We start from the raw sequence: 11,842 nt of genomic DNA, 5'->3' as shown, positions 1-11,842 counted from the left end.
ACCAATTAACTACCAATGGATATGATAATGTTAAACGTATACTCTACGCAGATTGGCGAGAGAGTGAAGGCATACATATAAGCCCTAAATAAAATATAACCTGAATACGTTAAACACGTAACTTCAACGAAAACCTAAACAATTTTGTAACGTCTATGTAGGCTAATGTTTTAATGAATCGGATAAAAGGTAATATAAACAATACTCAAGTAGTTGTCGGTCACTCATTACTTCGGCGAATCCAACGTGGATTAAATAAGGGAGAATCCATGAATGCCTTGGCACGAGCTATTTTCTTCGGAAAACAGGGAGAACTTAGAGAAAGAGCATTACAAGATCATTTACAGCGTGCCAGCTCATTAAATCTAATTATTAATGCCATCAGCATTTGGAATACCGTGTATTTATCACAAGCAATTGAACATTTTAAAAATATAGGATAATATCAAGAGGAATTGCTTCCTCACATATCACCATTGGGATGGGAACACATAAACTTTCTAGGAGAATATTCATTTATACCTGAGATTTTGAACTCGATACATGCCCTGCGTCCACTTAGGATATAAAAAAGCCTGGTTTTTCTGCTTAACGTAGAAAAATCAGGCTTTTACCTTCTAAAAAATTCCTTAGCGTATTATATCTGCGTTTAGTCGTCAGTACCCCTTTATGGTTTCATCCATGGCAATGCTGTTTATTTGAAGAACATTTTTTTCGCTTTCAACATTTTGGACTCTGGTTATAGGGGTATTAAATCTGTTTTTGACAGCTACAGTTTCATTTTCGTGATTCTCTGTGTTTCTTGTATTTTGTACTAAAAATAGTAACCCTATGGATAAAAGAATAAGTAAGGAAACGGTAACCAATAAGGCCCTTGGTATTTTTCTAATGAGACACCTCTAAATAGTTTTGTTATTAGCTTGTTTAGTCACAGGGATTTTAACGATGAAATAAATGGAAAATAAAAAAGGAGTTTCGTTTACGTTGCTATTAAAGAAAGGAAAGATGATTAACTTTTGCTATTACTTATTTCTTTATTTGTTTTTTCAAATTAGGGTATGTAGGCAAATGTCTAGTCCTAGGATAATTAGGAAAATAAGATAAAACTAAATATATTCAATTTAAGAAAGGGGAGTTATAAAAATTATACAATATCATAATTACATGTCTTATTATCATCCTCAATATTCCAGCCAGTTTTCGCAATACCCTGAGCTGAAGGAAGTGCTGCAATAACCTATTTAATTGGCATAGACCGTTTATTTAACGGTTGAATCTTGGGAAATTAATAAAATGTTTTAAAAATAGTTGATATGTTCCATGCTTATAAAGGAAAACTAGTAGAGTTGAAATGTTTAAATGTATTTTTGTACTATTGGTTAAAAAAACAACAATTGAGCTTTATCATAACAGTTAAATTTGGAGCAATAAGGCACACCGTTTGAAAACAAACGGTGTGCCTTATTGCTGTTAATATTTATTCATCTATATTATCTGGATCGTTTACATCTTTAGGATCTTCAATGGGTTCTTCTGCATCAGGGACTAAATCAGCTTCATCATCTTTATTTTCATCTATATTATCTGGGTCATTTACATCTTTAGGATCTTCAATTGGCTCTTCTGTATCTGGGTCCACATCATTTTCATCTATATTATCTGGGTCATTTGCATCTTCAGGATCTTCAATGGGTTCTTCTGTGTCAGGATCTACATCCACTTCAGGTGGTGGTGGATCCTTATCCTCTTCTACATTATTACACCCCAATAACATGATGGCAGATAGAAAAACTGCTGTTAATAGCCTTAACCACTTTAGATTCATTTTTATCGTCCTCTCTATTGGTTGTTTACTTTCAATATTATCTTCTCCTTCCACTTTTTTATACGAACATTTTAACTTAACATCAATAAAATTAAGGTCCTTAATCACCAAACAGTAGCGGCCTAGGTGTCAGGAATTGAAGATAAAAAATGTAGTACAGAGGAAAAGAGGCTTCTATCAAAAAAATGGTGCCATTTATCAAATATAATTACATAACTGTGGGTTTTTGGTCATTTAAAAGCAGGATAAAATTGGAAGTTATAAAAAATATTCTTATACATCATTCTAATAAAGTAAAAATTAAAGGCGGCGTTATTTATAACAGTAAAAAATGACGTAAAGACAGCTCTACCAGGATTTGCAGGCTAGCTTCGAAACATTTGCAATCAACAAGCTAAGCAGCTTTACCAAGAGGCTACAAACTCAATCCGTTCTACACAGCGTTGAACCACGCGTTCAACAAATCGAACAAGAAGAACCGCAATAAGCCCAAGATGGAAGCCAAGCTTCCCAAGGCAGTACGCAAGGAGCACAAAATCAATAAGGAAATGAGTTTACAAGCAAAAATAATGAACAACAAGTAAGACAACAAAACAAACAAGCCCAGTCTCATAAAAAAAAATAACTGAAGCACACGTTCGTAAAAATTACAATTCTAAGCTTTATGTCGCAACATTCTTGGTATATTACAGAGAGCGAATAAAAACTAAGCTTTCTTACCAAGAGTTGTTTTATAAAAAATATAAAAGGAGCAAGTGTTATGCGATTACCCGAAGACTTTATAAGAGCTAGGCATAAAAAAGAAGGGTTAAGTTTAGATCAATGCTTTTCAAATCCTATCATACATAGGGAGATACATGGGAATAAGGTATTCGTTCCATTAGATTTAAAGAGAATTTGGAATCAATAAAAGTTTTTAGCAATGAAATATAGCAACCGTTTTGATTATAAGGCTATTTTATATATAAGGGATCCCACTAACAAAAAGCGCTTAAAACATACGCTAAGCATAATTCGTCATGAATAAAGCCGATTTTTCCTCAACTTACGAGAAATAATCGGCTTTATGGATAAGGGGACAATCGTTTGTCAAAATGAATCCATTCCTAAATACTATTTAAAAACCGGTTGATGTGAAACCATTACCATAATCTAAAAAGAGAGTATTATTCGGGGTGACACAAAAATAATTTATTCAAGTGGATTAACGGACTAGTGCGCCTAATATATGTGATATATATAAAGATATCTTACCATAGTGTAACGGGAGGGTAGTGATTTAGTACAGGATATCTGATGTTAAAAAGACTCCGGCAGGAGGAACGCCGTTCTGATATATAGGAGGTTCAGTGAGTGTTGTATCAGTTGTAGCAATCCAAGTTCCGTACTCACCTGCAAGCAAAGAGGGAGGTTTCATAATAAACCGTCCACTTTAAACGAAATGACGAATTCTAATCGAGGGATCATCAAATATAGTTAAGTTACCAAAAAATGAGGCATATGGTGAATCAAAACTTATTTGTTTGGTGTTTTCTTCCCAATACCCATTAATTTGAATAGGTGTACCACGAAAATTAATTGTACCAGATACTTTATTATTACCTGTAATAGAACTAATGATGAGTACTCCCCAAATAATGGGTCGACCGGCTATAGAAGCCGAAATACCCCATTTTGATGGAAAAGGTATACTAACCATGAGTTTCTGTGCAGTTTGCAAAAGTTGATTCCTCGTTTCGTAATAATCATAAATACAAGAGTTTAAAGTTTAATTTCTATCTATACATCAGAGTGTTAAAAAAAGAAAGAAAGTCTAATAAATTATTTTAATATTTATTCATTTTGAATCTTCCATATTCGGTTTCGAACATTTCATTTACTTCCCAAGATTCAACGGTTTTATAAGCTGTTTGTTGATCAAAGCCTTTTCCCAGAAGGTAGGCCATTGCGGCAATTTCAGTTAGCGCATGTTCATAGGAAGTAAGAGCAACTTCTTTTAGACCATAATCAACAAAAGGCTTTATTGCCATTAATGTTTCACTTTTCAAATCCTGATCCGAATTTTCTCTCTCATCGGATTCATTACCCTCTAGATTTGGATGTGCTTCTTTGTATAGCACCTCCCACTGTTCATACAGACTTGTAGCTGTCTCAAAGTCCTCAGAGTCTACTGTTAAATTTTTTTGTAATTTACTCATTAAATTACGCCATGTCTCTTCCCATTCCTCTAAAGTTCTTAAGTCAAAGAGTTTTGAGAACTTCGGTTTCACACTTTCCCAATGAACATAAATGTCGGTACACCATCCCAATAAATATTTATAGTTTTCCGTTTGGGCTTCCATTTTTTTATCACCCTTTTTAAATTTTTTCACTTCTAAAAAAAGAAGCAATATCGCGTGTAAAATGAGGTTAAATACCTTTTAAAACCAATTTACAATTCTATGGTATGTTTCACTTATGTCCCTAGACTAGGCATTTGTCTCATTTAACAAAATAAATTTTGTTTTCTTTCCAAACGGATAAATATGTTGCATTCTGCAAGTATAATTTTCCTTTGCAAACAAGGCCGGTGTTAAAAGTATAAAGACATTTTAAAACGTTCTTAACAAACAGATAAAGAGCAGGTAAGCTGAGGAACTTGATAAAAACCTGAAGGGGTTCCGTCAGGAAAATGCGGATTTACAACGTTAAACTATTTTTTGGGAAACAAAAACCTTGCTTCCCCAACGCTAAGCAGAAGAAGCAAGGTGAGTTAATAATTTCACTTGCCAGAATCACGAGGTGGATTCACCATGTTCATGTAATTTATATCTTCCAGGGTAAACAATATTCACCTCAACCTTTACATGGCGCAGGGAATCTTGGTTTAAAACGAGTTGCTGTTTTCCTGTGGCAATGCTCTTCCATTGATGTGGATGTTTGCGATACAAAGATTCGCCCAAATTGTAAATATCTATACCCTCTTTAAAAGCAGTTTGATACGTTTTGCGGATTTGCTCCTCTATTTTTTCCTGAGCCATTTGTGTGAGTTCCTTTTCGGTAAGGTCCGTATGCAATTCATTGATCCCTGCCTTCACTTTTACTGAAATATCGAAATACGCCTTGTTCAATTTCACAATAGGAGTCACTTCATATTTGGGTTTTTCTGCGACAAGAACAGCCGCAAGCTTTTCTTCGGCAAACAAATCAAGAGGTACTCGGATCGTGTGAGTACTTAGCCAGGGCATTCCCGACAAATCCTTAAGATCCATTCGTCCATAATAATTGTGTAGATCATATACATGTATGCCAGAATATCTAAGCAGCTCTTTTGGTTTATTACTTTCCTGCCATTGACCTTTGCGAAGCGATAATTCCGGTATATAACTGGTTCTGGCCTTTTCGTTTGAGTCCAGTACAAATTGTTGCAGGCGGACCGGAGCAAGGATAGAACGCTGTCTGAAATTTTGCTCGGGATTGTGAAGAATGGATGCATTTGGCGATAATCTAAAAAATGGGGTTGCCAGCAAGATTTCTTCAGGAGGCTCTCTTGTGCTAAACAGCCAGGCCAAGTACCTTATTTCACGATAACGGTTGATCAATTCCAGCACTTCTCCGACTTTGTTTTCCTTCATCAATCTCTCGCTGAACAAAATGGCAGAGATTTGTCCCAAGTTTAAGCGTTGTTGTGATGTACTGTACAAATTATTTGCCGCCTCCGTAAACGAGGAACCTTCGCCTTTGCCCACCCAAACCGGGGGCTGCTCCGCTTTTTGCTGTCCCTCCAGCTTGGCCACTGTCGAGAAATCAAGCAATTGCACATACAAGGTGTATTGGCCATCGACATAGTCTATTCCAACAGCCGTAGCATAGTTCATGTTTTGCACTTCATATCTGCTCCAGCAACCGGTAAGGGTGAGAAGAAGGAAAAGTGCAATCATACTTTTATATCTCCTCATTTATGCCTGTCCCCTTGCCTTGTAGAATCTCGTGTCTTCAACATGTCCGGTCGAGTGTTTCGCCATGGCCAAGGTAATCGAAACAAAGCGTTGGCCAAGTCTTTAAATGGAGGTGATATTGGGGCCAAGTAAGGCAAGCCGCATGAACGCAATGAGGCTAAATGGCTGAGCACAATAAATAATCCAAGAAAGAAGCCATAAATGCCAAGCGTGGCAGACAGAATGAAAAGAAAAAAGCGTAAGGTACTAATCGTTCCAGCCAATGATAGGCTCGATAAAGTTGAACCAAAGATTTGTGTAATTGCTCCGATGACAACGATACCTGGGGATAAGAATCCAGCACGAATGGCCGCATCCCCCAGGATAAGTCCTCCTACAACCGTTACCGTGGAGCCGACCGCAGAAGGCAATCGGATACCAGCTTCCCGCAGGATTTCTAAGAAGAGAAGTGCAATAAACATTTCAACTGCCACATCAAAAGGGATTCCCAACCGGTTAATCCCCAAAGTGGCAAGTAGATAATAGGGCAGCTGATCTTGATGATAGGAAAGAATGGCAACAAAAAATGCAGGAAGCAGTAGCGATACGGACAAGCCAAGTAAACGAAGCGTTTGACCAAATGTAGCTGCCAAAGCAGTAAAGTGGATATCTTCGGGTGCTTTCACAAGCAAAAATAAATTGGCAGGCGCAATCAACGCAGCCGGTGTACCATCCACAATCAACGCTACACGCCCATTGAGCATACAGTTCACGGTAAAGTCTGCTCTGCCTGTATACCCCATCAAAGGAAACAATGCTTTTGTCGGTTCCATTAATTCTTCTAGCTGAGTGGCGCTAAACGCTCCGTCAATGTGAAGATCATCTAATTTATTCTTTACATCTTGAACAATCTTAGGATCAACAATGTCACGCATGTAAAGAATTGCAACGGTTGTTTTCGTGCGAACGCCTACTTTTTTCGTTTCATAAACCATGCTGGTTGATTTGATTCGTTTCCGAATTAACGCCACATTGACTCCCACTTCTTCCACAAATCCATCCTTTGGCCCCCGTACCGAAAGCATTCGCATCATCTGTACGTTCTTGCAAGCTGCGCGTAATATCTGCTGTTCTACTCATTTTAATTTGCAGGCCTTCATAATGGTTTTCCAAGAGATTTCGGATGCTATGGGAAATATTTAAGGTAATTTCTTTTTCCTGCATCCCATTGCCAATAGCTCCTGGGTCCATTCTCCCGTGACCAGGATCTAAATATAATTTAAACATTTTACACCACCTCGTACAAATAAAATATGATCGAAGAGTAACGGAGGTATAGGAATTCGTCTGAGATACATATAAAAATAGGTGATGATAGGCATTACATTTCATTGAATCAGATGATTTATTTTAAAGCTAAGAAATTTTCCAAATGCGAGACCATATGTATGAGCAGCAGCAATTAATGTTCCATATTTTTCGTGGGTCAGGCAAACTCTTGTTCATCTAGACAGTAGGCTGATTGATTATTGATGCTTCTTTCTTAACAAAACACCTAAGTGATTCTCTGTGCATATACTGTATCATTACTACAGGATTATGATTAAATACAACTCAATCCATACATAAAATAATCAAGGAGAGGTTAATTTTGAAAATTCCAAAGACAGCCAAAGTTAGTATCCCCTTTCCATCCGTATGGGGGATTGATGCTTCTATTGCGGGGAGATCCATTATTAGAGGTATACTTACCATTGATTCCATTGTAGACAACAAAGTAGTAGGTACAGTTAATTTTCGTGGTATACCTATTCCGATTAATGGGTATTGGGACGAAAGCGCTAAACAAATAAGTTTCGATTCACCATATGCCTCCTTTTTTGGCAACTTGACAATATTTGATGAGACCGCTATAAGCATTCGGCATTTCATTTTAAGTGGACGGTTTATAATGAAACCTCCCTCTTTGCTGGCTGGTGAATACGGAAATTGGATTGCTACAACCTTTACAACCCGTTTGGGACCTCCCATATATACTAATGTTTTACCACCTGCTGGTGCCTTTTCAGTCTCAAGTATGCTCTTGGGACAGCAATTGTTTTAATTAGACCATGACTTTATAAAAACAACCTTCCTTTGTGATTGACTAAGGTTGTTTTTTATAAAGTGTTCTCGAAAAATACAGCCTTGCTTTAAATCTGAGTTTAGCGTATATCTCCGTTAAAATGTACTCGGAACCCTTTGATGATCGTGCCTAGTTAGATAAACAAATATTGATACTTCCTTATAGAAATAGCCTGCTTGGTTAGGTACGTTGTTTCACAATCCCCGGAAATTTTTAATATAAGTAATGAATGCTTATTTTTTTCCTTCCGATAGCTTTCTATATAAAGAAGCTCTAGATACATTTGTAATTTCACAAATTTGATTTACAGTCATATTTCCTTCTTTATATAGCTTTACTGCATAATTCATTCCTGCGTGATTTTTATGATATTTCTTTAACCGTCCTTTAAACTTCCCTTCTTTCTTTGCGAGCTCAATTCCTTCACGCTGACGCATACGAATAAGGTCTCGCTCTAATTGGTTAACACCAGCCATTACCGTAATTAAGAATTGGCTATATGGATTATCTTCTGATAAATCTAGCCATGTATCCTTAAGTGATTTTAAGCTTGCCTTTTTATTTCGTATTAAATCAATCAATTCAAATAAATCTTGCGTACTTCGAGTGATCCGAGTTAAATCTGTAACATAAATAATGTCACCTTCCTGTAAATCCTCTAACATTTTTTGAAGTTGTTCACGATCTTTTGTGGCTCCTGAAATTTTTTCTTCATAAATAATATCCATTCCAATTTCGTTCAATTGCCGAAATTGCCTTGAAGGATTTTGGCTAGTCGAACTGACGCGTACATAACCGATTTTCTGCAAAATTTCACCTCGTTTTTGAGACAAGTCTTATGAGACACTCTTAACTATGATTTTATCAGTCTACTATACTTGTATCAATAGAGTACACTCTATTGATATATAATTGAACTAATTAATTAACTGAATAATTATGGAAATGGGATGATACTGAATGAAAATTGCGAGAGGTAGAGAATTGCTTACACTGGAACAGAGGCAGGATTTTATGCAAATCCCTGAAGATGAATGGATATTGGGGACCTACTTCACTTTTTCCAAACGGGATTTAGAAATAGTTAATAAGCGAAGGAGAGAAGAAAACCGTTTAGGGTTTGCTGTTCAATTAGCTGTTCTTCGGTATCCCGGTTGGCCATACACTCATATCAAAAGCATCCCGGAATCAGTCATACATTATATATCGAAACAAATCGGTGCCACTCCATCTTCGATTAGTCTTTATCCTCAAAGAGAAAATACACTTTGGGATCATTTGAAAGAACTTCGAAGTGAATACGACTTTGTAACTTTTACTCTAAGAGAATATCGAATAGCATTTAAGCATCTTCATCAATTAGCTTTTGAAAATGGCGATGCCATACATCTACTACATGAATGTATAGATTTTCTAAGAAAAAACAAAATCATACTGCCTGCTATTACTACACTTGAAAGAATGGTGTGGGAGGCAAGGGCAATGGCTGAAAAGAAACTGTTTAATACTGTTAGTCAATCTCTTACAAATGAACAAAAAGGAAAGCTTGAAGAGATCATTACTTCGCAGCATCCATCCGAATCCAATAAAACGATATTGGGTTGGTTAAAGGAACCACCGGGTCATCCTTCACCCGAAACATTTCTAAAAGTAATAGAACGACTCGAATACATACGAGGAATGGAATTAGAAACGGTACAAATTAGTCATTTGCATCGCAATCGCCTGTTACAACTATCTCGCTTAGGCTCAAGATATGAGCCATATGCATTCCGTGACTTTCAAGAAAATAAGCGATATTCGATATTAACCGTCTATTTATTACATCTTACTCAAGAGTTAACGGATAAAGCTTTTGAAATTCATGATAGACAAATACTTAGTCTGTTATCAAAAGGCCGTAAGGCTCAAGAGGAAATTCAGAAACAAAACGGTAAAAAGCTGAATGAGAAAGTTATACACTTTACGAACATCGGACAAGCTTTAATCAAAGCAAAAAAGGAAAAATTAGACGTTTTTGAGGTTTTAGAATCCGTTATCGAATGGAATTCTTTTGTCTCTTCGGTCGAAGAAGCTCAGGAGCTTGCACGCCCTGCCGACTATGATTATTTAGACTTACTGCAAAAACGATTTTATTCACTTAGAAAATATACGCCAACGCTATTAAGGGTATTGGAATTTCATTCTACAAAAGCAAATGAGCCACTTTTACAAGCTGTTGAGATTATCCGTGGAATGAACGAATCCGGAAAGCGAAAAGTGCCTGATGACTCACCTGTGGATTTTATTTCAAAACGTTGGAAAAAGCATTTATACGAGGATGATGGTACAACAATCAATCGTCATTACTATGAAATGGCTGTTTTAACAGAACTTCGGGAGCATGTTAGGGCAGGAGATGTTTCCATTGTTGGCAGCAGACAATATAGAGACTTTGAAGAATATTTGTTTTCAGAAGATACATGGAATCAAACGAAGGAGAATACAAGATTATCAGTTAGTTTATCATTCGAGGATTATATGACGGAGAGAACCAGCAGCCTTAACAAAAGGTTAAAGTGGTTAGCTACCAATTCCAACAAGTTAGACGGGGTTTCTCTTGAAAAAGGAAAGCTGTCAATTGCACGCTTAGAAAAAGATGTTCCAGAAGAAGCAAAAAAATTTAGTGCAAGCCTGTATCAGATGCTACCAAGAATAAAATTAACCGATTTACTGATGGATATTGCTTATATAACAGGATTTCATGAGCAATTTATTCATGCTTCCAATAATCGAAAACCGGATAAAGAAGAAACAATTATTATTATGGCTGCTCTTTTAGGAATGGGAATGAATATTGGTTTAAGCAAAATGGCTGAAGCAACACCCGGACTTACATATAAGCAATTGGCCAATGTATCACAATGGCGCATGTATGAAGATGCAATGAATAAAGCCCAAGCCGTATTAGTAAATTTTCATCACAAATTGCAATTGTCCTCCTATTGGGGAGACGGTACAACATCCTCGTCCGATGGTATGAGAATGCAGATAGGCGTTTCATCGCTACATGCAGATGCAAACCCACATTATGGAACTGGAAAAGGAGCCACCATCTATCGTTTTACAAGTGATCAATTTTCTTCTTATTACACAAAGATTATTCATACTAATTCAAGGGATGCGATTCATGTTTTGGATGGTTTGTTACACCATGAGACGGATCTAAATATAGTAGAGCATTATACAGACACGGCTGGTTACACAGACCAAATATTCGGACTGACCCATTTATTAGGATTTAAATTTGCTCCAAGAATACGAGATTTATCAGACTCGAAATTATTTACAATAGATAAGGCAAGTGAGTATCCAAAATTAGAAGTCATTTTACGTGGACAAATAAATAAAAAGGTCATTAAAGAGAATTATGAGGATGTTTTGCGATTAGCTCATTCTATAAGGGAAGGAACAGTTTCAGCATCCCTTATTATGGGGAAATTAGGTTCTTATTCAAGACAAAACAGCTTGGCTACAGCCTTACGTGAGATGGGCCGAATAGAAAAAACGATCTTTATTTTGAATTATATTTCGGATGAATCATTAAGAAGAAAAATACAAAAAGGATTGAATAAAGGAGAAGCCATGAATGGACTGGCAAGAGCTATTTTCTTCGGAAAACAAGGCGAGCTTAGGGAACGAACCATACAGCATCAATTGCAAAGGGCCAGTGCCTTAAACATAATTATCAATGCCATCAGTATCTGGAATACTTTACATCTAACAAAGGCAGTTGAATATCAAAAACGGTCAGGTAGTTTTAATGAAGAATTATTGCACCATATGTCACCTCTAGGTTGGGAACATATTAATTTACTTGGAGAATACCATTTTAATTCGGAGAAAATGGTCTCGTTAGATTCTTTAAGACCATTGAAACTTTCTTAACGTTGTTAAAACTGGGGGAATCGTCTTGAAAATGGGCTTAGCGTTGTA

The 11,842-nt window shown here is 36.6% G+C and carries 10 protein-coding genes and 2 pseudogenes; 4 read left to right on the top strand and 8 right to left on the bottom strand.

From position 1 onward, the window contains the following. Positions 1–173 precede the first annotated feature (173 nt). A pseudogene (locus ACFVAD_RS11395) lies at positions 174–569 on the top strand (Tn3 family transposase); the annotation flags it as partial. A 908-nt stretch (positions 570–1,477) separates the two neighbouring features. Here the strand turns inward: ACFVAD_RS11395 and ACFVAD_RS11390 are convergent. Next, positions 1,478–1,936, bottom strand: coding sequence for a hypothetical protein (locus tag ACFVAD_RS11390; protein WP_236566279.1), 459 nt, complete (start codon positions 1,934–1,936; stop codon positions 1,478–1,480). A 207-nt stretch (positions 1,937–2,143) separates the two neighbouring features. Between ACFVAD_RS11390 and ACFVAD_RS11385 the strand changes: the two are divergent. After that, positions 2,144–2,312, top strand: a pseudogene (locus ACFVAD_RS11385) (DUF1657 domain-containing protein). 792 nt (positions 2,313–3,104) lie between these two features. Here the strand turns inward: ACFVAD_RS11385 and ACFVAD_RS11380 are convergent. From ACFVAD_RS11380 to ACFVAD_RS11355, 6 genes are all read right to left on the bottom strand, one after another. Beyond that, a complete protein-coding gene (locus ACFVAD_RS11380) occupies positions 3,105–3,242 on the bottom strand; it encodes a hypothetical protein (RefSeq protein WP_386639652.1) in 138 nt (45 codons plus the stop codon). A 15-nt stretch (positions 3,243–3,257) separates the two neighbouring features. After that, the gene (locus ACFVAD_RS11375) at positions 3,258–3,545 is read right to left on the bottom strand and encodes a hypothetical protein (protein ID WP_386639649.1); all 288 of its coding nucleotides are present in this window, start codon (positions 3,543–3,545) and stop codon (positions 3,258–3,260) included. Positions 3,546–3,651: 106 nt separating this feature from the next. Then, entirely contained in the window at positions 3,652–4,167 is a 516-nt protein-coding gene (locus tag ACFVAD_RS11370; protein WP_235252822.1) for a hypothetical protein, read from the bottom strand. 432 nt (positions 4,168–4,599) lie between these two features. Beyond that, entirely contained in the window at positions 4,600–5,763 is a 1,164-nt protein-coding gene (locus ACFVAD_RS11365; RefSeq protein ID WP_386639646.1) for a Ger(x)C family spore germination protein, read from the bottom strand. Continuing rightward, on the bottom strand, positions 5,760–6,773 hold the full coding sequence (locus ACFVAD_RS11360) for a spore germination protein (RefSeq protein ID WP_386639644.1): 1,014 nt from the start codon (positions 6,771–6,773) through the stop codon (positions 5,760–5,762). The genes ACFVAD_RS11365 and ACFVAD_RS11360 overlap by 4 nt, the downstream gene beginning before the upstream one ends. Beyond that, entirely contained in the window at positions 6,727–7,029 is a 303-nt protein-coding gene (locus tag ACFVAD_RS11355) for an N-acetylmuramoyl-L-alanine amidase family protein (RefSeq protein WP_386639642.1), read from the bottom strand. The genes ACFVAD_RS11360 and ACFVAD_RS11355 overlap by 47 nt, the downstream gene beginning before the upstream one ends. Before the next feature lie 364 nt (positions 7,030–7,393). Here ACFVAD_RS11355 and ACFVAD_RS11350 point away from each other — a divergent pair, with 364 nt between their 5' ends. Continuing rightward, positions 7,394–7,846 carry a hypothetical protein gene (locus ACFVAD_RS11350; protein ID WP_144521919.1) on the top strand — a complete coding sequence of 151 codons (453 nt, stop codon included), beginning with the start codon at positions 7,394–7,396 and terminating at the stop codon, positions 7,844–7,846. Between the two features lie 254 nt (positions 7,847–8,100). On the opposite strand, the gene ACFVAD_RS11345 is transcribed toward ACFVAD_RS11350, so the two are convergent. Further along, positions 8,101–8,676, bottom strand: a complete 576-nt coding sequence (locus ACFVAD_RS11345; protein WP_001169292.1) for a recombinase family protein — start codon at positions 8,674–8,676, stop codon at positions 8,101–8,103. A gap of 151 nt (positions 8,677–8,827) precedes the next feature. Between ACFVAD_RS11345 and ACFVAD_RS11340 the strand changes: the two genes are divergently transcribed. Next, positions 8,828–11,794, top strand: a complete 2,967-nt coding sequence (locus tag ACFVAD_RS11340) for a Tn3 family transposase (protein ID WP_386639634.1) — start codon at positions 8,828–8,830, stop codon at positions 11,792–11,794. Positions 11,795–11,842: the final 48 nt, after the last annotated feature.

Origin of the sequence: Sutcliffiella sp. NPDC057660 (assembly GCF_042800035.1) — a bacterium.
Lineage (GTDB): Bacteria > Bacillota > Bacilli > Bacillales > Bacillaceae_I > Sutcliffiella_A.
This window is presented reverse-complemented; position numbering and strand designations above follow the sequence as displayed.

What these genes read in the sequence shown, in the direction of transcription:
- ACFVAD_RS11380 (WP_386639652.1), bottom strand. Translation starts at nt 3,242, where the DNA reads ATGAAACCTCCCTCTTTGCTTGCAGGTGAGTACGGAACTTGGATTGCT.
- ACFVAD_RS11370 (WP_235252822.1), bottom strand. Translation starts at nt 4,167, where the DNA reads ATGGAAGCCCAAACGGAAAACTATAAATATTTATTGGGATGGTGTACC.
- ACFVAD_RS11365 (WP_386639646.1), bottom strand. Translation starts at nt 5,763, where the DNA reads ATGAGGAGATATAAAAGTATGATTGCACTTTTCCTTCTTCTCACCCTT.
- ACFVAD_RS11355 (WP_386639642.1), bottom strand. Translation starts at nt 7,029, where the DNA reads ATGTTTAAATTATATTTAGATCCTGGTCACGGGAGAATGGACCCAGGA.
- ACFVAD_RS11340 (WP_386639634.1), top strand. Translation starts at nt 8,828, where the DNA reads ATGAAAATTGCGAGAGGTAGAGAATTGCTTACACTGGAACAGAGGCAG.